Source organism: Methyloversatilis universalis FAM5 (assembly GCF_000214035.2).
Lineage (GTDB): Bacteria > Pseudomonadota > Gammaproteobacteria > Burkholderiales > Rhodocyclaceae > Methyloversatilis > Methyloversatilis universalis.
Window position 1 is genome coordinate 102,842 of the sequence record NZ_AFHG01000048.1, and the last position, 20,495, is coordinate 123,336.

At 68.1% G+C, this 20,495-nt stretch carries 19 protein-coding genes and 1 pseudogene; 15 read left to right on the forward strand and 5 right to left on the reverse strand.

What is annotated here, in order from left to right; all coding sequences use genetic code 11:
- Positions 1–133 precede the first annotated feature (133 nt).
- The 8 genes from METUNV1_RS09690 to METUNV1_RS09725 all read left to right on the forward strand — a co-directional run bounded on the left by METUNV1_RS09690 (position 134) and on the right by METUNV1_RS09725 (position 7,354).
- On the forward strand, positions 134–1,177 hold the full coding sequence (locus tag METUNV1_RS09690) for an ATP-NAD kinase family protein (RefSeq protein ID WP_008061223.1): 1,044 nt from the start codon (positions 134–136) through the stop codon (positions 1,175–1,177).
- Positions 1,178–1,418: 241 nt separating this feature from the next.
- Complete coding sequence (locus METUNV1_RS09695; RefSeq protein WP_269746554.1) at positions 1,419–2,345, forward strand: thiamine pyrophosphate-dependent dehydrogenase E1 component subunit alpha; 927 nt, start codon at positions 1,419–1,421, stop codon at positions 2,343–2,345.
- Positions 2,346–2,377: 32 nt separating this feature from the next.
- Positions 2,378–3,388 (forward strand): alpha-ketoacid dehydrogenase subunit beta, encoded by a 1,011-nt coding sequence (locus tag METUNV1_RS09700; protein WP_008061225.1) that lies wholly within the window; start codon positions 2,378–2,380, stop codon positions 3,386–3,388.
- Positions 3,388–4,500: an acetoin dehydrogenase dihydrolipoyllysine-residue acetyltransferase subunit gene (locus METUNV1_RS09705; RefSeq protein ID WP_043359608.1), complete on the forward strand. Its 1,113-nt coding sequence runs from the start codon at positions 3,388–3,390 to the stop codon at positions 4,498–4,500. The genes METUNV1_RS09700 and METUNV1_RS09705 overlap by 1 nt, the downstream gene beginning before the upstream one ends.
- Before the next feature lie 78 nt (positions 4,501–4,578).
- A complete protein-coding gene (gene lipA / locus METUNV1_RS09710; RefSeq protein WP_008061228.1) occupies positions 4,579–5,529 on the forward strand; it encodes a lipoyl synthase in 951 nt (316 codons plus the stop codon).
- Positions 5,522–5,740: a sulfur carrier protein ThiS gene (gene thiS, locus METUNV1_RS09715; protein WP_008061229.1), complete on the forward strand. Its 219-nt coding sequence runs from the start codon at positions 5,522–5,524 to the stop codon at positions 5,738–5,740. The genes lipA and thiS overlap by 8 nt, the downstream gene beginning before the upstream one ends.
- A gap of 3 nt (positions 5,741–5,743) precedes the next feature.
- Positions 5,744–6,550, forward strand: coding sequence for a thiazole synthase (locus METUNV1_RS09720; protein WP_008061230.1), 807 nt, complete (start codon positions 5,744–5,746; stop codon positions 6,548–6,550).
- Positions 6,551–6,601: 51 nt separating this feature from the next.
- Entirely contained in the window at positions 6,602–7,354 is a 753-nt protein-coding gene (locus METUNV1_RS09725) for an SDR family NAD(P)-dependent oxidoreductase (protein WP_043359610.1), read from the forward strand.
- Between the two features lie 17 nt (positions 7,355–7,371).
- On the opposite strand, the gene METUNV1_RS09730 is transcribed toward METUNV1_RS09725, so the two are convergent.
- Complete coding sequence (locus tag METUNV1_RS09730; RefSeq protein ID WP_232416323.1) at positions 7,372–8,118, reverse strand: YdcF family protein; 747 nt, start codon at positions 8,116–8,118, stop codon at positions 7,372–7,374.
- 123 nt (positions 8,119–8,241) lie between these two features.
- On the opposite strand from METUNV1_RS09730, the gene METUNV1_RS09735 reads away from it, so the two are divergent.
- The 7 genes and pseudogenes from METUNV1_RS09735 to METUNV1_RS09760 all read left to right on the forward strand — a co-directional run bounded on the left by METUNV1_RS09735 (position 8,242) and on the right by METUNV1_RS09760 (position 15,283).
- The gene (locus METUNV1_RS09735; RefSeq protein WP_008061233.1) at positions 8,242–8,697 is read left to right on the forward strand and encodes a DUF2802 domain-containing protein; all 456 of its coding nucleotides are present in this window, start codon (positions 8,242–8,244) and stop codon (positions 8,695–8,697) included.
- Positions 8,698–8,699: 2 nt separating this feature from the next.
- Positions 8,700–9,464, forward strand: coding sequence for an SPOR domain-containing protein (locus tag METUNV1_RS09740; protein WP_008061234.1), 765 nt, complete (start codon positions 8,700–8,702; stop codon positions 9,462–9,464).
- 460 nt (positions 9,465–9,924) lie between these two features.
- Positions 9,925–10,194 (forward strand): annotated as a pseudogene (locus METUNV1_RS20215) (methyl-accepting chemotaxis protein); the annotation flags it as partial.
- Positions 10,195–10,266: 72 nt separating this feature from the next.
- Positions 10,267–10,659, forward strand: coding sequence for a CZB domain-containing protein (locus tag METUNV1_RS20220; protein ID WP_408630414.1), 393 nt, complete (start codon positions 10,267–10,269; stop codon positions 10,657–10,659).
- A 110-nt stretch (positions 10,660–10,769) separates the two neighbouring features.
- Entirely contained in the window at positions 10,770–11,150 is a 381-nt protein-coding gene (locus tag METUNV1_RS09750; protein WP_008061236.1) for a Rid family detoxifying hydrolase, read from the forward strand.
- 37 nt (positions 11,151–11,187) lie between these two features.
- On the forward strand, positions 11,188–13,224 hold the full coding sequence (recG, locus tag METUNV1_RS09755) for an ATP-dependent DNA helicase RecG (RefSeq protein ID WP_008061237.1): 2,037 nt from the start codon (positions 11,188–11,190) through the stop codon (positions 13,222–13,224).
- Positions 13,225–13,285: 61 nt separating this feature from the next.
- Entirely contained in the window at positions 13,286–15,283 is a 1,998-nt protein-coding gene (locus METUNV1_RS09760) for an ATP-binding protein (RefSeq protein WP_008061238.1), read from the forward strand.
- Positions 15,284–15,332: 49 nt separating this feature from the next.
- On the opposite strand, the gene METUNV1_RS09765 is transcribed toward METUNV1_RS09760, so the two are convergent.
- The 4 genes from METUNV1_RS09765 to METUNV1_RS09780 form a co-directional block, all read right to left on the reverse strand.
- A complete protein-coding gene (locus tag METUNV1_RS09765; RefSeq protein WP_008061239.1) occupies positions 15,333–16,799 on the reverse strand; it encodes an alkaline phosphatase PhoX in 1,467 nt (488 codons plus the stop codon).
- Positions 16,800–16,965: 166 nt separating this feature from the next.
- Positions 16,966–17,406 (reverse strand): DUF2721 domain-containing protein, encoded by a 441-nt coding sequence (locus METUNV1_RS09770; RefSeq protein WP_008061240.1) that lies wholly within the window; start codon positions 17,404–17,406, stop codon positions 16,966–16,968.
- A 9-nt stretch (positions 17,407–17,415) separates the two neighbouring features.
- A complete protein-coding gene (locus tag METUNV1_RS09775; RefSeq protein ID WP_008061242.1) occupies positions 17,416–18,261 on the reverse strand; it encodes a 23S rRNA (adenine(2030)-N(6))-methyltransferase RlmJ in 846 nt (281 codons plus the stop codon).
- Between the two features lie 156 nt (positions 18,262–18,417).
- Positions 18,418–20,454 (reverse strand): methyl-accepting chemotaxis protein, encoded by a 2,037-nt coding sequence (locus tag METUNV1_RS09780; RefSeq protein ID WP_008061243.1) that lies wholly within the window; start codon positions 20,452–20,454, stop codon positions 18,418–18,420.
- Positions 20,455–20,495 lie beyond the last annotated feature (41 nt).

Consider the following 20,495-nt stretch of genomic DNA (forward strand, 5'->3'; position numbering starts at 1 on the left):
GACGATGGTTTCGTCGCGTGATGCAGAGAGTGCTTCCAAATCATCGGCTTGCGGACAGGGGGTGTCCGGCGGGACGGTATCTGGCACGACAGATGCAATGAAGGCATGAATCGCTTTCAGGAGTCGCACCCTCGTGTCTTCAAGTCCAGCCCGCCCGACCCGCGTCGGCATCATCGCCAACCCGGCTTCGGGCAGGGACATCCGCCGTCTCACCTCGCGCGCCTCGGTTTTCCCGAACGCCGAGAAGGCCAGCATGATCGTGCGCGCCATCGCCGGCCTGCAGGCCGCCGGCGTGAACGAAGTGCTGCTGATGCCGGACAAGGGCTCGATCTCGCCGCTGGTCTATCGCGCCCTTGATCTGAAAGGGCCGTCGACCGAAGGCCAGGGCGTGCGCTTCCTCGACATGACCATTTCGGAAACGATCGAGGACACGCTGACCGCGACCGCCGCGATGCGCGACGCCGGCGTGACCGCCATCATCGTGCTCGGCGGCGACGGCACCCACCGGGCGGTGTCGCTGCGCAGCGGTCAGATTCCGCTGCTTGCACTGTCGACCGGCACCAATAACGCCTTCCCGGAAATGCGTGAAGCGACCGTGGCCGGGCTGGCCACCGGCCTGATCGCCACCGGTGCGGTGCCCGGGTCGGCCGGCGTGCGTCGCAACAAGGTGCTGCGCGTGCAGTGCGATGGGCGCGACGACATCGCGCTGGTCGATGCCTGCTTCACCGGGCACGAATACATCGGTTCGCGCGCGGTGTGGGACAGCGCGGTGGTGGAGGACCTGTTCGTCACCTTCGCCGCCGCCGACGGCATCGGCCTGTCCGCCATCGCCGGCCAGCTCGAGCCGGTGTCGCGCACCGCGCAGCACGGGCTGCACGTGCGCTGCGCTCCGGTCGGCGACACGCCGCGCCGGGTGCATGCCGCGATCGCTCCCGGCCTGGTGGCCGAGGTCGGCGTGCGCGAATACAGCCACCTGGTGCCGCACGAACCGGTGCTGCTCACCGGCCGCCGCGGAACCATCGCGCTCGATGGCGAGCGCGAGATCGAATACGACAGCGGCAGCCGGATCGAAGTGAAACTGGACCCGAACGGTCCGGCCACCATCGATGTTGCCGCCACGCTCACCTACGCCGCTCAGCATCGACTGATGCGCGGCTATGTCGGGGATGCCACGTGATGCACCCCCGCCTTCATCCCGTTCTCCACGGGGTCGCCGGCCGCCTGCGCCGGCTGCCGCCCCGATTCAGGCCCGGGTTTGCCGACATTCAACCGGTACGGCCGGTTGCATGTCCGCAGGCCCGTGTTCAGCCATCCGCCCGCAGCTGCCGGAGATACGCGGGCATTTCCGTCCACAACAAAGAGGAGCACTCATGACCAGTCCTTTGAACAGGGAAGCCCTTCTGCAGGCTTACCGGACCATGCGCATCATTCGTGATTTCGAGGAGCGCGTGCACGTCGATTTCGCCACCGGCGAAATCCCGGGTTTCGTCCATCTGTATGCAGGTGAGGAAGCTTCGGCGACCGGCATCTGCATGCACCTCAACCGCAAGGACTACATCGCCTCGACCCACCGCGGCCACGGCCACTGCATCGCCAAGGGCGTGGACCCGGTCGGCATGATGGCCGAGATCTGGGGCAAGGCCACCGGCACCTGCAAGGGCAAGGGTGGTTCCATGCATATCGCCGACCTCGAGGTGGGCATGCTGGGTGCGAACGGCATTGTCGGTGGCGGCGGCCCGCTGATCTGCGGTACCGCGCTGGCCTCCAAGGTCCGTGGCGAGAACAACGTGGGTGTGTGCTTCTTCGGTGACGGTGCGTCCAACCAGGGCACCATTTTCGAAGCCATGAACCTGGCTTCGGTCTGGAAGCTGCCGGTCATCTTCGTGGCCGAGAACAACGGCTACGCCGAGGCGACCTCCAGCAACTTCTCGGTGGCGGTGGACAACATCGCTGACCGCGCCAGCGCCTTCGGCATGCCGGGCGTCATCGTCGACGGCTTCGATTTCTTCGCGGTGTACGAAGCCGCCGGCGAAGCGATCAAGCGCGCCCGTGAAGGCCACGGCCCGACCCTGCTCGAAGTGAAGCTGTCGCGCTACTACGGCCACTTCGAAGGCGACCAGCAGACCTACCGCGCCCCGGGCGAAGTGCAGAAGCTGCGCGAAACCAAGGACTGCCTGATGCAGTTCGCCAAGCGCGTCACCTCGCGCGGCGAACTGACGATGGCCGACATCGAGGCGATCGACGCCGAAGTGAAAGCCATGATCGACGCCTCCGTCGTCAAGGCCAAGGCCGATCCGCTGCCGGCGCCGTCCGAGCTGATGACCGACGTGTACGTGTCCTACTGAACCCGCGCCATACGCTGACAGGAGAAAACAGAATGGCAAGAAAGATTACTTACCAGCAGGCCATCAACGAGGCGCTGGATCAGGAAATGACGCGTGACCCGAGCGTCATCGTGATGGGCGAGGACGTGGCCGGTGGCGCAGGTTCGCCGGGCGAGGACGACGCATGGGGCGGTGTGCTCGGCGTCACCAAGGGCCTGTACGCCAAGCACCCGGGTCGCGTGATGGACACGCCGATCTCGGAGTCGGGCTATATCGGCGCCGCGGTCGGTGCGGCCTGCAACGGCCTGCGTCCGGTCGCCGAACTGATGTTCATCGACTTCATGGGCGTCTGTTTCGACCAGATCTTCAACCAGGCTGCCAAGTTCCGCTACATGTTCGGCGGCAAGGCCAAGACCCCCGTGGTGATCCGCGCGATGTACGGCGCCGGCTTCCGTGCCGCCGCCCAGCACTCGCAGTGCCTGTACAACATGTTCACGCACGTTCCGGGTCTGAAGGTGGTCGTTCCGTCGAATCCGTACGACGCCAAGGGCCTGCTGATCCAGTCGATCCGTGACAACGACCCGGTCATCTTCCTGGAGCACAAGGCGCTCTACACGATGGAAGGCGACGTGCCGGCCGAAAGCTACATCGTGCCGTTCGGCGAAGCCGCCGTGGTGCAGGAAGGCGACGACGTGACCATCGTGGCGATCGGCCGCATGGTCAATTACGCGAAGGACGCCGCGGCCAGCCTGCGCAAGAAGGGTGTGAGCTGCGAAATCATCGACCCGCGCACCACCTCGCCGCTGGACACCGACACCATCCTCGAAAGCGTCGAACGCACCGGTCGCCTGGTCGTGGTCGATGAATCGAACCCGCGCTGCAGCATGGCATCGGACATTTCCGGCTTCATCGCCCAGGAAGCGTTCGGCGCGCTGAAGGCCCCGATCCAGATGGTGACCGCACCGCACGTTCCCGTGCCGTTCGCCGCCTCGCTGGAAGATCTTTACATCCCGAGTCCGGCACGCATCGAAGAAGCCGTGATGAAGGTCAAGGAGTATCGCTGATGTCCGCAATCTTTACCGTCACCATGCCCAAGTGGGGCCTTTCCATGCAGGAAGGGAAGGTCAACCTTTGGCTGAAGGAAGTGGGTGACAAGATCGAGCCGGGCGAGGAAATTCTCGAAGTCGAAAGCGAGAAGATTTCCGGCGCCGTCGAGGCCGCGACCGCCGGCGTGCTGCGCCGGCAGGTGGCCCAGGCCGACGAGGTGCTGCCGGTCGGCGCCCTGCTCGGCGTGATCGCCGACAAGGATGTCGACGACGCGCTGATCGACGACCTGATCGCCCGCTTCCAGGCCGAGTTCGTGCCGCCGTCCGCCGACGACGCCGACAGCGGCCCGCAGACGCAGACCGTCAAGGTCGGCGACATCGAGGTCCGTTACCTGAAGCTGGGTGAGGACGCCGCAGGCAAGGAACCGCTGCTGCTGATCCACGGCTTCGGTGGCGACCTGAACAACTGGCTGTTCAACCACGCTCCGCTGTCCGAGTCGCGCGCCGTCTATGCGCTCGACCTGCCGGGCCACGGCAGCACGACCAAGGTCACCGGCATCAATTCGCTGGACGGCCTGGCCGAAGTCGTCGTCGGCTTCATGGACGCGATCGGTCTCGAATGCGCCCACCTCGCCGGTCATTCGATGGGCGGCGGCGTGAGCCTGGCGGTGGCCAAGCGTGCGCCGAACAAGGTGAAGTCGCTGTCGCTGATCGCTTCCGCCGGTCTGGGCAGCGAAATCAACGGCGCCTACATCGACGGTTTCGTGTCGGCGGCATCGCGCAATGCGCTGAAGCCGGTGCTGGCCCAGCTGTACTCGGATGAGTCGCTGGTCACCCGCTCGATGATCGACGACATGCTCAAGTTCAAGCGCCTCGAAGGCGTCGACAGCGCGCTCGCGACGCTGGCCGGCGGCCTGTTCGCCGGCGGCCGCCAGACCGCGCAGCTCGCAGCTGCCGCGGCCGGCAAGCCGACGCTGGTGATCTGGGGCGAAAACGACCGTGTCATCCCGTCCTCTCACGCCACGGCGATCCCGGGCGCGACCGTGAAGGTGATGCCGGGCCAGGGCCATATGGTCCAGCTCGAAGCGGCAGGCGAAGTGAACAAGCTGATCGGCGAGTTCATCGGCTGATGCTCTACCCCGGCCGCCGCAGCCTCTCCTGCGGCGGCCGATTTTTCAGTACCGATTTCTGTATTACCGGATGCCGACATGAGTTCTGCAGTGGCTGGAGAAGGACTGCGCGGGCGCGAAAAGCTGGCCCGCATCCCGGTCAAGGTGCGCGAGGATGTTGCCTCGCCGCCGAAGCCGGCCTGGCTGCGCGGACGCGACCAGGACACGCCGGCGGTACGCGCGCTGCAGGGCGTGCTGCGCGAACACGCGCTGCACACCGTGTGCGAAGAAGCGGCCTGCCCGAACATCGGTGAATGCTTCGGCAGCGGCACCGCCACGTTCATGATCCTGGGTGCCATCTGCACCCGCCGCTGCCCGTTCTGCGACGTGTCGCACGGCCGGCCGCTGCCGCCGGACGCGGAAGAGCCGCAGCGGCTGGCGCGCACCGTGGCGGCGATGAAGCTGCGCTACGTGGTGATCACCTCGGTGGACCGCGACGATCTGCGCGATGGTGGCGCGGCGCATTTCACCCAGTGCATGGCCGACATCCGTGCGCTGAGCCCGAACATCACGATCGAGGTGCTCACCCCCGATTTCCGCGGCCGCGAGGCGGTCGCGCTGGACGCGCTGGCGGTGTCGCCGCCGGACGTGTTCAACCACAACATGGAAACCGTGCCCCGGCTGTACCGCGAGGTCCGCCCGGGCGCGAGCTATGAAGGATCGCTGAAGCTGCTGCGCGATTTCGGCCAGCGCTTCCCCGGCGTGCCGACCAAGACCGGCCTGATGCTGGGTCTGGGCGAAACCGAGGCGGAAGTGGTCGAGGTGATGCGCGACCTGCGCGCGCACGGCTGCGACCTGCTCACGCTCGGTCAGTATCTGCGGCCGTCGCCGGCCCACCTGCCGGTGATCGAGTACATCACGCCGGAACGCTTCGCCGCGCTGCGCGACATCGCGCTCGGCATGGGCTTCAGCGAAGTGGCGGCCGGCCCGCTGGTGCGCTCGTCCTACCGTGCCGACGTGCTGCACGCCGCGCACGAGAAACATGGCTGAAGCGGTGGCCCACACCATTTCGGTCAACGGCCAGCTGGAGCCGCTGGACGGCGCCGGCTCGGTCGGTGACCTGCTGGACCGCATGTCGCTGCGCGAGAAGCGTATCGCGGTCGAGCGCAACGGCGAAATCGTGCCGCGCAGCGTGTTCGACCAGACCGCGCTGGCGCCGGGCGATCGCCTGGAAATCGTCATTGCCGTCGGAGGCGGCTAGACCATGAACGCTCCGTTTGAGAAAGCGCTGACCGATCCGCTGGTGATCGGCGGCCAGCCCTTCGCCTCGCGCCTTCTGGTCGGCACCGGCAAGTACCGTTCGCTGGACGAAACCGCCCGCGCGCTCGACGCCAGCGGCGCCGAAATCGTGACCGTCGCCATCCGCCGCACGCCGCTCGCCGGCACCAATGGCGAACCCGGCCTGCTCGACGTGCTGCCGGCCGGCCGCTACACGCTGCTGCCCAATTCCGCCGGCTGCTACACCGCCGACGACGCGGTGCGCACGCTGCGTCTGGCGCGCGAACTGCTCGACGGGCACGACCTGGTCAAGCTGGAAGTGCTGGGCGACCCGAAGTCGCTGTACCCGAACATGCCGGAAACGCTGCGCGCGGCGGAAACGCTGATCCGCGACGGCTTCCGCGTCATGGTCTATTGCTCTGACGACCCGATACAGGCGCGCGTGCTCGAAAGCATGGGCTGCGTGGCCATCATGCCGCTGGCCAGCCTGATCGGCTCCGGCATGGGCATCCTGAATCCGTGGAACATCGGAATCATCCTCGGCGACGCCAGGGTGCCGGTCATCGTCGATGCCGGCATCGGCACCGCGTCGGACGCTGCCGTGGCGATGGAACTGGGCTGCCACGGCGTGCTGATGAATACCGCCATTGCCCACGCGCGTGACCCGGTCCGCATGGCTGCGGCGATGCGCCACGGCGTGATCGCCGGCCGCGAGGCCTTCCTCGCCGGCCGCATGGAAAAGCTGCCTTACCGGGCTGCAGCCTCGTCGCCGCAGACCGGCCTGATCCAGTAGTCCGCAACACCCGCAGCACGACACAACACATTCAACAGGGAGGAGGTCGGGATGTCTGCATCCACGTCTGCATCAAACACGCGCCGCGTGGCGCTGGTTACCGGCGCATCGCGCGGCATCGGCGCCGAAATCGCGCGGCGGCTGGCCAGGGACGGTTTTCACGTCGTGGTGCATTACGCGCACGGCGCGGCTGAAGCGCGCGATGTGTGCGCGGCGATCGAACGCGCCGGCGGTTCGGCCTCGCTGCTGCAGGCCGATCTGTCGATGTCGGACGGCCCGCAGAACCTGGCCGACGCCTTCGCCGAGCCGCATCTCGACGTGCTGGTGAACAACGCCGGCATCGCGCCGTTCGAGGCGATCGAGGACATGAGCGAAGGCAGCTACGACCGGCTGTCCAACGTGAACATGCGTTCGGTTTTCTTCGTCACCAAGTACCTGCTGCCCAAGCTGCGTGACGGCGGCCGCATCGTGAACCTGTCCAGCATCGTCGCCCGTACCGCCTTCCCGGGCATTCCGGCGTATTCCGCCACCAAGGGCTTCATCGACGTGTTCACGCTGCAGATGGCGGCGTCGCTTGGCGCGCGCAACATCACCGTGAACGCGGTCGCGCCCGGCGTGATCGAAACCCGTCTCACCACCGGCCTGCTCGAAGGCGGTGGCTCGGACGCGGTGCAGGCGATGCAGGCGCTGTCCGGCATCGGCACCCCCGACCGCGTGGCTGGCGTGGTGTCCTTCCTGGTCGGCGCCGACGGTGGCTGGACCACCGGCCAGATCATCGACGTGAGCGGCGGCAGCAAGCTCTGATCGCTGAGGACCAGGGACTAAGGGCTGGCGGGGCGCAGTGTCTGCGCCAGCCAGCCCAGCCATTCGTGCAGCGCCCAGCCTGACTGCTGCAGCGCGCGCGCGCTGGGGATGAAGTCGGTGAACGCCATGTCGGGCGGTCGCCGGATCACCGTCGGTGCGGCGACCGGTTCCAGTCCGGCGAGCCGGAACTCGGCCATCGAGCGCCGCATGTGCATCGCGTGGGTGACCAGCGCCACGCGGCTGATGCCGGCTGCCTTCAGCAGCGCCGCCGACATGCGCGCGTTGTCCGCGGTGTCGCGCGAGGCCGATTCCACCCAGCGCACTGTCACGCCGAATTCCGCCATCGCCTGCCGCATCAGTTCACCTTCCGGTCTGCCCCGCCATACCACCCCGCCGCTGACCAGTACCGGCAGTCCGGTCTGCTTCGCCAGCCGCGCGCCGGCGCGTACCCGCTCCAGCGCCCAGCCATTCACCGTTTCGCCGTCGTAGTCGATCAGGTTGTCGTAGGTGCCGGCGCCCAGCACCACGATGGCCCCGACATCCGTCGGCGGCGCCGTGTTCCGGCAGCAGTAGGTGCTCTGTTCCAGCCAGCCGGACACGGCCGGCAGACACAACGCGAACAGCGGCAGCAGGCCGCAGGCAATCATCGTCATGCCGGCGCGGCGATGCCGGCGTACCAGCGCCAGACCGGCCGCAGCGAGCAGCAGCAGGCCGGCCGGCGGCAGCACCAGCGTGGAAATCGCCTTCTTGAGAACGAACAGCATGGACGCGAGCATCGGAGCCGGGCAGGGTGAAAAGGCCTTATTATCCGGGCCGGAGCGCCTGCGGGCGTCATTCTGTCCTGATGCGCTGCGCCGTCCGCGTGGCCGGACCCTACGGAGCGGGATTTGATCGAACTGTCAGCGATGGGTTGGAAGGAGGCGGCGCTGCTGGCGCTGGTCATCCTGACCGGCTATCTGGGCTACGCGCTGATGCGTCTGTCCATGCTGAACGCCCGCCGCGATGCCGAACCCGCGTCGCCACCGCCGCCGCCCGCACCGGTGCCGGCGCCGCCGCCGCCCGATTTGCAGGCCGAACTCGATACGCTGCTGGACGCCCGCCTTGCGCCGCTGATGCAGGCGCTGGAAACCCGGATCGAAGTGATCGAGGACAGGCTGGATGGCGTGAGCCGCCGCATCGAAACAGTCAATCAGCTGCCGCCGGTGGCGCCGCAGTACAGCGAAGCGCTGTCCCTGGCCGCGCGCGGACTGAGCGCGGAGGCGATCGCCGAACAGTGCGACATGTCGATCGGTGAAGCCGATCTGGTACGTACGCTTGCACAGAGCCGGGGGCTCGGAGAATAGCGATGAGCACGACGATCCGCATTACCGCCCGGCGCGACGAAGCGCCGGCTGCCGAACAGCGCGGCGTACTGCTGCGCCGTATCGTGGTGGCCGGTGTGCTGATCGCCCTGCTGATCGGCGGACTGGCGGTATTCGACGCCAGCCGTCGCTCGCACGACGACGAGGACGACGAAGCGCCGGCCCAGGCGGCCGTACCGACCCTGCCTGCACCCGCGGCCGTGTCCGCGGTGCCACCGGAAGAGACCCCTGCGGTCAGCGCCCTGCCGGCCGCGCTGGAGGACAGCCCGCCGCCGCTGCCGGAAGGCGATGCCGCGGAGGCGGCTGCCACGCCCTCCGCGAGCACCACTGCGGAACCGGCTGGCACAGGCGCCGCCAAGGTGCTGCCGCACGCGCAGTCGGCCAAGGTGCCGGCCGCCGCGGCCGAACCGGCCGTCCCCGAAGCCACCGCACGCCCGGGCGCACCGGTTGCCGTCTCCGAGGGGGCGGACGCACGCCGGCCGTCGACCGACCGTGCCGCGCGCGCCGAGCCGTCCGCGCCGCCGGCGCTTACGCGCAGCCCGGCAGGGGGCTATGTGGTGCAGGCCGGCGTGTTCAGTCACACCGCCAATGCTGAGGAACTGCGCGCCAAGCTCGCGCTGCACGGCATTCCGGCGCAGGTCGAGACCCGGGTGCTGGTCGGCCCTTTCCGCACCCGCGCGGAAGCGGACCGGGCGCGCGCGCAGATGCGTGCGCTCGGCCTCGAAGGCGCACCGCCGGTGGCACGCTGAATCCGATTCAAGCCGCATGTCAGGCCGCCGATAAGCCTGTTCTGATCATGCATGGACGGACAGCTCGATGGCATTTCTCGGATGGGTGGCAGTACGCGAACACGAACAGCTCGGCGCCGAGCGCAACCGTCTGCAGGACGACATTGCGCGGCTGAGGGCGGACATCGCCCGGCTGGAGGCCGAGCGCAGCACGCTGCAGCAGGAGAACGCGGACATCCGTGCCCGCGCGGCCTTCGAGAACGGCCTGCTGACCAATCTGACCGCCTACGCCGGCTCCTTCCAGCGCTTCCGCACCACGCTGGCTTCGCTGGCCGATATCGTCAGCAGCGAAGCGGGCCGCGCCGCGGAAACGGCCGGACAGTGCGCGCAGACCGCCGGCGGCAGCCGTGCGGTGGCGGAAAGCCTGAGCGGCTATGCCGGCCGGTTGACCGAAACCGCGTCCAGCGTGAACACCTTGCGCGAGCGGGCGGAACGCATTGGCGGCATCGTGCAGCTGATCCGCGAGATCGCAGACCAGACCAATCTGCTCGCGCTGAACGCCGCCATCGAGGCGGCGCGTGCCGGTGAGCAGGGGCGCGGCTTCGCGGTGGTGGCCGATGAAGTGCGCAAGCTGGCCGAGCGCACCGGCTCCGCCACGACCGAGATCGCGACCCTGGTCAGCGGCATACAGGACGACACCAGCCTGGCCAGCGAACGCATGCAGTCGAATGCCACCGACGCCGCCACCTACTCGGGCGAAGGTCTGGACACCAGTGCCCGCATGGAAGCGCTCAGCGCCCAGGCGCAGGCGAACGGCCGCCACATGCAGGCCACTTCGCTGCGCGCTTTCGCCGAACTGGCCAAGGTCGATCACCTGGCCTACAAGATGGACATCTACCAGACCGTGTCCGGCCATACCGGCCGCACGGTGGACAGTTTCGCCAGTCACGCCAGCTGCCGGCTGGGCAAGTGGTACTACGAGGGTGAAGGCCGCCGCTGCCACAGCCATCTGCCGGGCTTCCGCGAACTGGAGGCGCCGCACGAGGCCTTCCACAAGGTGGGCATCGAGGCGCTCAGGCATGCCGAAGCCGGGCGGTTCGACGACGCGCTGGCGGCGATCGCGCGCATGGAATCGCTCAGCCTGGACGTGATCGGTGAACTGGACCGCATGAGCGACGCGGCCGAACACGCGGTGCCCGCCGTCGGCACGGCCTGAGTCCGGCCACCCCTGAGGCGGCCATATCCGCGATAATCCGGCGTCGTCCGGCCTGTCCGATCCGCTCGGGCAGGCCGCGCAGCATTCCTGAACACACTCCGGAGATTTCCATGTCGCGCATCATCGTTTCGACCCCCGACGCACCGGCCGCCATCGGCACCTACTCCCAGGCGGTGAAGGTGGGCAACACCGTCTACATGTCCGGCCAGATCGGTCTGGACCCGGCCACCATGACCATGGCCGACGGCATCGACGCGCAGATCTCCCGCGTGTTCGACAACCTGAAGGCGGTGGCCGCCGCCGCCGGCGCGACGCTGGACAACGCGGTGAAGGTGAATGTGTTCCTGACCGACCTCGGCAATTTCGCCAAGGTGAACGAGGCCATGACCCGCTACTTCAGCCAGCCCTTCCCGGCGCGTGCCGCGGTCGGCGTGGCCGCGCTGCCGCGCGGTGCGCTGGTCGAGGTCGACGCGGTGCTGGTGATCGACTGATGAGCGACGGCCGGCTCCGCCCGGCCTTCCGCACCGGATGAGCACACGCAGCGAAGCGCTCGCCGACGCGCTGGACAGGATGGGGCTCGGCTCCGATGCTGCGCTCGTCCTGCATTTCCCGCTGCGCTACGAGGACGAGACGCGCATCACGCCGGTGGCGCTCGCGCGCGCCGGCCAGCCGGTGCAGGTCGAGGTCGAGGTGACGCAGTCGGAAGTGAAGTTCCGGCCGCGGCGCCAGCTGGTGGTGACCGCGGCCGACGACAGCGGCACGGTAACGCTGCGCTTCTTCAACTTCTATCCGTCGCAGCAGAAGCAGCTCGCCCCCGGCAAGCGGGTGCGGCTGTTCGGCGACATCAACCCCGGATTCTTCGGCGCGGAGATGCTGCACCCGCGGGTGCGCACCGTGGGCGAGGACACCGCGCTGCCGGACCGGCTCACGCCGGTGTACCCGGCCACCGCCGGCCTGTCCCAGGCCAGCCTGCGCCGCGCCATCGACGACGCGCTGGAGCGCACCGATCTCGCCGACAGCCTGCCGGAGGCGCTGCGTCGCCATTACGCGCTGGTGCCCTTCGGCGCCGCGGTGCAGGCGCTGCACCGGCCACGCCCGGGCGAATCGCTGCGCGATCTCGATGAGCGGCTGGCACCGGCCTGGCGCCGCATCAAGTTCGACGAGCTGCTGGCCCAGCAGCTGAGCCTGAAGCGCGCGCACGCCGCGCGCCGCAACCGCGATGCGCCGGTGCTGCCGCAGCCGGCGGATACCGACGGCTCGCTGATCGACCGTTTCCTGCAACAGCTGCCGTTCGCGCTGACCGGCGCCCAGGCGCGCGCCTGGGCCGAGATCGCCGCCGACCTGTCGCAGCCGTATCCGATGCAGCGGCTGCTGCAGGGTGACGTCGGCTCGGGCAAGACCGTGGTGGCGGCGCTGGCCTGTCTGCGAGCGGTCGAAGCCGGCTACCAGGCCGCCTTCATGGCGCCGACCGAAATCCTCGCGGAACAGCACTTCCGCAAGCTGGCCGACTGGCTGGCGCCGCTGGGCATACAGGTGGCCTGGCTGTCCGGCAGCCTGAAAGTGCGCGAGAAACGGGCGATGAAGGAAGCCATCGCCAGCGGCGCGGCGCCGATCGCGGTCGGTACGCACGCGCTGATCGAGGACGCGGTCGATTTCGCCCGCCTCGGTGTCGCCGTGGTCGATGAACAGCACCGCTTCGGCGTGCGTCAGCGGCTCGCGCTGCGGGCCAAGGCCGGCGACGTGAGCCCGCACCAGCTCATGATGAGCGCCACACCCATTCCGCGCACGCTGGCCATGAGCTTCTACGCCGATCTCGATGTGTCGGTGATCGACGAACTGCCGCCCGGTCGTACGCCGGTGCTGACCAAGCTCATTGCCGCCGCGCGTCGCGAACAGGTGATCGAACGCGTGCGACACGCCTGCGAAGGCGGCGCCCAGGCCTACTGGGTCTGTCCGCTGATCGAGGAATCGGAAACGCTGCAGCTGCAGACCGCGCTCGACACGTACGAACAGCTGGTGATCGCCTGCCCGGAACTGAAGGTGGGGCTGGTGCATGGCCGCATGAAGCCGGACGAGAAGGCGGCGGTGATGGCGGATTTCGTCGCCAACCGCACACAGCTGCTGGTCGCCACCACGGTGATCGAGGTCGGGGTCGACGTGCCGAACGCCAGCCTGATGGTGATCGAACACGCCGAGCGCTTCGGTCTGTCGCAGCTGCACCAGCTGCGCGGCCGGGTCGGCCGCGGCAGCCGCGAATCGGCCTGCGTGCTGCTGTACGAAGGCCCGCTGTCGCAGACCGCGCGCGAGCGCCTGCGCGTCATCCACGCCTACACCGATGGTTTCATGATCGCGGCCGAAGACCTGAAGCTGCGCGGCCCGGGCGAGTTCATCGGCAGCCGCCAGTCCGGCCAGCCACTGCTGCGCTTCGCCGATCTGGTGATCGACGAGGCACTGGTTGAACTGGCGCGCGAAGCGGCGGACACGCTGCTGCGCGACCATGTCGAGGCGGCGGACCGCCATCTGGCGCGCTGGCTGGCCGGGCGGGAGGAACTGCTCAAGGCGTGAGCGGCCCGGCCGTTATCCGAGCCTGGGACTGAACACCTGGAGGCTTGCGGCCTCCACCTGCATGAAAGCCGCCATAGAAACCGACATCCTGTTCCGTATCGCCCTGGTCATCGGCGAGGATGTGCATCTGGAACAGATGACCCGGCGCGTACTGTCCGAAATCCGGAGACTGCTGGACGCGCGCAGCTGTGCCCTCTACGCCTGCACCGGCGATCGCCTGAAGCGCATCTGCAGCGAGCCGGAGGCGCAGGAGGACACTGCCGGATCCGCCGCACTGCGCGCACGCTGGCCGGATGCGGAAGCACTGGCCCGAGAGGGCTGGCGGACGCTGGGCGACAGCGCACTGACCCACCATCTGATCGACCTGCCGGAGTTCGGGATGCTGCTGATCGAGCGGCGCGGTGAGGCGCTCGATCCGGGCTTCCTCGACAACTTCCGTACCCTGGCGCGCAAGCTGGCGATCGCCTGCCGTGCCTGCGTCAACGAAGAAGAACTCGAGCGTCAGAAGCACCGGCTCGAACTGGCCACTTCGGCCGCCTCGATCGGCATCTGGGCGTGGAACCGCGTGAGCGGCGAACTCACCTGGGACGACCAGATGTGCGCGCTGCACGGTCTGACGCCGGCGCAGAGCAGTGGCGGGCTGGCAGGCTGGCTGCACCGGCTGCTGCCGGCCGAGGCCGATGCCTTCGCCCAGGCGCTGGACCGGGCCGTACGCGAACACGCACGGCTGGAGCAGGACGTGCACGTGAACCTCGCGGACGGCAGTCATCGCGTGCTGCGCATCCTCGGCGGCGTGCGCGGTGATCCGGACGAGGTGGCCGGCGTCGCGGTCGACGTCACCTCAAGCCGGGAGGCCAAGGAGGCGCTGCGTCGCGCGCGCGATGCCGCCGAAGCGGCCAGCCGTGCCAAGAGCGAATTCCTCGCCAACATGAGTCACGAAATCCGCACGCCGATGAATGGCGTGCTGGGCATGCTCGACCTGGCGCTGGACGCGACCGACGACGCGGAGCGGCGCGAGTGCGTGTCGACCGCGCGCAGTTCGGCCGAATCGCTGCTGGTCATCATCAACGACATTCTTGATTTCTCGAAGATCGAGGCCGGCAAGGTCGAGGTCGAAACCGTGTCCTTCGACCTCGGCGAACAGCTGTCGCTGGTGATGCGCACGCTGGCCGCGCAGGCGGCGCGCAAGTCGCTGGTGATGCAGCTGCAGGTGGTGCCCGGTGTGCCGGCGCGGCTCACCGGTGATCCGCTGCGGCTGCGGCAGGTGCTGCTCAATCTGGTGAGCAACGCGATCAAGTTCACCCACGAAGGCGGCGTGACGCTGCGGGTAGAACGCGTCGACGCCGCCAGCGGCGAGCGTCTGCTCTTCAGCGTGATCGATACCGGCATCGGCATCCCGGCGGACAAGCACGCCCTCGTGTTCGAGGCCTTCGCCCAGCAGGACAGTTCGACCACCCGCGGCTATGGCGGTACCGGACTGGGGCTGTCCATCGCCAGCCGGCTGACCGAACTGATGGGGGGCCACATTTCGCTCGACAGCGCGCCGGGCCGGGGCAGCAGCTTCCGGGTCGATTTGCCGCTGCGGCGGGGTGAAAGCGAAGCGGCGCCCGCCGCCACGCCGGTCGAGCCGGAGCGGGGCGAGACCGCCACCGGCCGCAGGCTGTCGGTGCTGCTGGTGGAAGACCATCCGGTGAACCAGAAGGTGGCCACCGTGGTGCTGCAGCGTGCCGGTCACCGGGTGACCGTGGCGCACAACGGGATCGAGGCGATCGAGAAGGTGGCCGAGGGCGGTTTCGATCTGGTGCTGATGGACATGCAGATGCCGGTCATGGGCGGGGTCGAGGCCGCGCGCCTGATCCGGCAGATGGAAGAGGAGCTGGGCCGGCTGCCGGTGCCCATCTTCGCGATGACCGCCAACGCGCAGGAAGAGGACCGCACCGCCTGTCTCGAGGCCGGCATGAACGACTTCCTGACCAAGCCGCTGCTGCCGCGCGTGCTGCGCGAGAAGATCGCCGCGCTGGAGAGCGGGCCACCGGACGCGGCCACTCCAGCGCCATGAAAAACGGGGGCCTAAGCCCCCGTTTTCCTTGCTGCGGTGATGCCGGGTATCAGACGCGGCTACGGCGACGCGCGATCAGACCCATCAGGCCGAGACCGGCCAGGAACATCGCGTAGCTTTCCGGTTCCGGCACCGCGGTGATCTGGATCGTGCGATCCACGCCATCCGCCGGATGCTGGATGTTCACGTAGGCCACGTTCGGGTTGAACTTGTCGAAATACAGGCCGGTGAATTCCGAACCCGGCGTGCCGTTGGTGGCCCAGCGGGCCAGACCTTCGCCGGCATCCAGCAGGTCACCGTCCTTGTTCAGATCGCGGGCGAACCAGATGTCGTCGTCGACCGCGCCGTCACGGTCTTCGATGATGTAGATGTTGCCATTGGCATCGATCGACAGGTTGTCGGCGTTGCGGAAGCCGCCGCCCACTGCCAGGCCGGTGGCCAGGTCGATGGTGGAGGCGTCGGCGAACAGGCGCACCGCACCGGTGTTCACGTCCAGCGTGTAGACGCGGCTGCGACCGTCGCCGGTATTGCCGTTGATGTCCGAATCGGTGGTGGCGAAATACAGCACCTGCGAGCCGTCGGCACGGGTCTGGATTTCCAGGTCTTCCGGACGGTTGTAGCCGGTGCCGCCAACCAGATCGGCCGCGGCACGGCCGTCCAGCGCGAAGTTGCCGCCGCCCAGGTTCACCATCGCGCTCCAGGTCGCCGCGTTGGCGGTACCGGTGGCGGTGGTGATCGCTTCCCAGGTCGATGCGCCGGTGATGGCCGGGCCGTTGTTGCCTTCGAACTGGCCGCCTGCACCGACCTTCAGCACGAAGGTCTGGCCCTTGCTGAAGTAGGCGTCGCCGCTGGTGGCGTTCGGATTGGCCGACACGTACTTGTAGACCGAGCCGCCGTTCAGTTCGTCGATGAAGTAGAAGTTCTTGTTGCTGTCGAAAGCCAGGCCTTCGTGCGACACGCGCGGAATCACGTTGCGCTGGATGAAGGTGCCGCCGTTGGCGCCGGCGGTGGTCGAGTTGGTGATTTCGAACAGGCGGCCCTTGCTGCTGCCGGTGCCCCAGGATTCCTCGGCGGTCAGATAGCTGCCCCACGGCGTCCAGCGCGAGGCGTCGCCCGACACGAAGCCCTGGCTGCCCGGCGCCACGATGGTGACGGTGCGGGTGGCGTAGTTGCTGTCCCACAGGTCGATGCGCTGCACGCCGCCCGAGCCGGTCTCGAAGGGCATGAACAGGTAGCGGCCGGCGTCCGGGCCGCTTTCGTTGGCGGTGATCATGTCCCAGCTGCCCGAGTTCGAGCCCGGCGACACCAGGTTCTGGGTGGCGCGGTCGGCGATGGTCTTCTGCGAGAAGAAGGGCGAGGACAGCGTGATCGGCGTGGCCGGCGTCGAGGTGGCACCGGCCGAGGCGCTCAGCGGCGTGAAGTTGTCGAAGTAGGTGAGGTCCGCAGCGAATGCCTGCTGGGCGGAAACGCCCATCAGACCAATGGCGGCGGCTATGGCGAGCTTGCGGGTTTGCATTGTGGACTCCCTGTTGGATGGTTACCCCGCCGCATCGGGCAGGGGTCAACGCAATCTAGAGAATCCATATGCCGTCGCAGTGACGCGAAGGCGGTCAGCCCGTAGTCCGTTCGGCCCATGGGCTGTAAAGAAAATCAACTTGTTCGCATGCTAAGGAAGAGGGGGCTCAGCGATTGGCGTGGGTGGCGGTGAATACCGCGACGAACACTTCGCGCAGGAAAAGGCTCAGCGAGGTGATCAGCGCCAGCATCGCGAGCACGAACAGTCCGGCCAGCAGATCGGCCAGCACCACCGCGAACAGCACGCCGAAGAAGGCGCAGGCCACCACCAGACACACCAGCAGTGCGGCGGCCACCGAGAACAGGATGGCCAGATAGATGAGCCGGGCGCGTCGGGCCAGCAGGTCCAGTTCGCTCGCGTTGCTCAGCGTCGCGTCCTCGCAGGGCTGGCTGCCGCGCGCCAGCACCACGCGCCGGCGGTCGATGATGCGGCCGAGCCGGTTGTTCAGCGTGCCGATCAGCGTGGACAGCGCGGTGAGCAGGAACACCGGTGCCACCGCCAGGCCGATGGCGTGCGTGATGGTGTCGATCGAGGTCTGCAGCAGCATGGCAGCGGCTCAGGGAATCTGGAATTCCAGCTCGAACTTGGCGCCGCCGTCCTGCCCCAGCGTCTTCACCAGCCAGGGCATGACCGACTTCAGCGTGGCCGGCAGCGTCCACGGCGGATTGACGACGAACAGGCCGCTGCCGTACATGCCGAAGCCGTCCGCCGGCGGCGTGCGGGTGGTGAGCGCCACGTGCAGCCAGCTGTCCACCTTCATGCGCTTGAGCTTGGCCGGCAGATCGCGCGAATCCATCTTCTGCAGCTGCGGATACCACACGCAGTAGGTGCCGGTCGGGAAGCGCACCACCGCCTCGCGCAGCGTTTCGAAGGTGTAGCGGTAGTCCTCGCGGATTTCGTACGGCGGGTCGATCAGCACCAGCGCGCGACGGGTGGGCGGCGGCAGCATGGACCTCAGGCTGGAAAAGCCGTCCTGCTTCTCGATCTTCACGCTGCGGCCGGCGCCGGCGAAAGCTTCGTTCAGCAGCCGGTTGTCGGTGGTGTGCAGTTCGAACAGCTTCATCCGGTCGTGCTCGCGCAGCAGCGCGCGCGCCACCATGGGCGAACCCGGATAGGCGCGCAGCGCATCGCCCTCGTTGAAGGCGCGCACGATGTCGACATAGGTGCCGAGCGCAGCCGGCAGGTCGCGCGCCGACCACAGACGGCCGATGCCTTCGGCGTATTCGGCGTTCTTCGCCGCGTAGCCGCTGTCCAGCGCGTAGCCGCCGGCACCGGCGTGGGTGTCGATGTACCAGTAGGGCTTGTCCTTCTGGTTCAGGTGCTGGAGCAGTTCGGTGAGCACGAAGTGCTTGAGCACGTCGGCCGGATTGCCGGCATGGAAGGCGTGGCGGTAGCTGAGCATGGGACGGGCAGGTGAGCGTGGCTGCGGAGTATACGCCGTGGCCGCCGCCGCGCCCGGTCGCGCCGATGACCGGGCGGCAGATACCGCGCAGCCGCCCCGGCGGATCGCGTGTGAAGCGGCACCGGCCGCCCGCCTGCGGGCAGGGCGACCCGCGCGTCAGACCACGAAGCGGCCGACGTTGTCCTGCAGTTCGCCGGCCAGCACCTCCAGACCGTGGGTCTGGCCGTCGGCACGACGGGTGATGTCCGCGTTCTGTTCGGCCATGCCGGCGATGCGCTCCACGCCCTGTGCCACCGACTGGCTGGCGCTGCTCTGTTCGCGGGTGGCGGCTGCGATTTCCTTCATCGCCTCGGCGGTGCGTTCGCTGTGCGCGCTGATGATGCGCAGCACCTCGCCGGCTTCGCTGGCCAGCGTGACGCCAGCGTCGACCTGGCCGCTCACTTCGCTGATGCGGCGCACCACCTTGTCGGCGTCGGCCTGCACGCTGCTCACCATGCTGGCGATTTCCTGGGTCGAGGCGGCGGTGCGTTCGGCCAGCTTGCGCACTTCGTCGGCCACCACCGCGAAGCCGCGGCCGGACTCGCCGGCGCGGGCGGCCTCGATGGCGGCATTCAGCGCCAGCAGATTGGTCTGTTCCGCGATCTCCTGGATGATGCGGCCCACGTTCGAGATTTCACGCGTGCGCCCCGCCAGATCCGATACCGCGGACGAGGCGTCACGGATTTCGGCGGCGATGCGCTGCATGCCGTCCACCATGCTGTTGAGCTTGTTTTCGCCTTCGCTGGCCGCGCTGCGGGCTTCCCGCGTGATGCCGTCGGCCACGCCGGCGCTGTCGGCGACATGGGTGATGCTGACCGACAGCTGTTCGATCGCGGCGGCCAGGCCGGCGGCCGCGCTGCTCTGTTCGGTCGAGCCGCTCACCACTTCCGACGAGCCGGCGCGCAGCGTGCGCGCCGCCTCGCCCACCGCCCGGGCGGCATCGGCGGTGGCGGTGATCAGCGCCGCGGTCTTGCGGGTCGCTTCGTTCATCTGCAGCGAAATCAGGTCCAGCTCGTTGTGGCTTTCACCAGTGACCACCGGCAGGCGCTGGCTGAAATCGCCGTTGCCGAGGCGGGTCATCGCCGCCGACACGTCGCGCAGGCGGGCCAGCCGGCTGCGGGCCAGCCACCAGGTGAGGCCGGCGAACAGCAGGCCGGCCGCGACACAGAAGCCGATCAGCAGGTTGCGCAGACGGGTGGTGTCGCGGGTGAATTCCTCGACGTGAGCGCCGGAGGACACGATCCAGCCCCATTTGTCCGATTTGCGGAAGGACGCGATCTTCGGTGCCATCGAACCGTCGGCGGTCGGCCAGTCGTAGATGTGGTCACCTTCCTTGCGGTCTATCTGTTCGTCGATCACCCGGGTCAGCACCGGATTGCCGATGTCCTTGATCGTCTTGCCCGCGTGTTTCGGGTGGTACAGCATTTCGGTGCTGTCGGCGCTGTCACCCGGCTTGATCACGTGGATGTAGCCGGTTTCGCCGACCTTGATGGTTTTCAGCGATGCGAACAGCTGGTCGATCACCGACTGCACGTCCACCCGCGACGACAGCGCCCCGGCCACCCGGCCGGCGCTGTCCTTGATCGGTTCCAGCGACGAAATGTAGAAGCGGCCGTTGCGCTCGACCACGCCCCGGTAGCTGTCGCCCTTCAGCAGCGCCTCGGTTTCCGGGCCGGCCTTGATGGCGACGCCGGCCTGCGACTTGCCGTCCTTGTCCTTCAGCAGCGTGGCCACGCGCACGAATTCGTCGCCGACGCGCACCATCACCGCCGGATCGGCGCCGGTCAGGTCGCGGATCTGCTTCATCCGGTTCTCGTCGCCATTGAGGGCGGCGGAGCCGACACGGGCCACGCGGACCGCCGGGTACTTGCCCATGTCCACCGTGTCCTCGCTCACCGTCACCTCGCCGCCCAGCGCGCGCTTGAATGCGGCCATGCCCTTTTCGGCATTGGTCATCGCGCTGTCGTAGCTCAGGTCCAGCAGCTGGGTGGTGGCGTCAGCCTGGTCGCCCAGGTGGGCACGGGTCTGGTCGATGGCGGTGCGGTTGCTCGAGATCGAGACGACGGCAATCAGGCCGGTGAATACGGTGAGGCAGAGCAGGCCGATCGAGCTGGACAGCTGGCTCACGACGGACAGGCGGTTGAATGCGAACATGACGGGGCTCCGGTCAGTTTTCCAGGCGGGTATCTCACGCA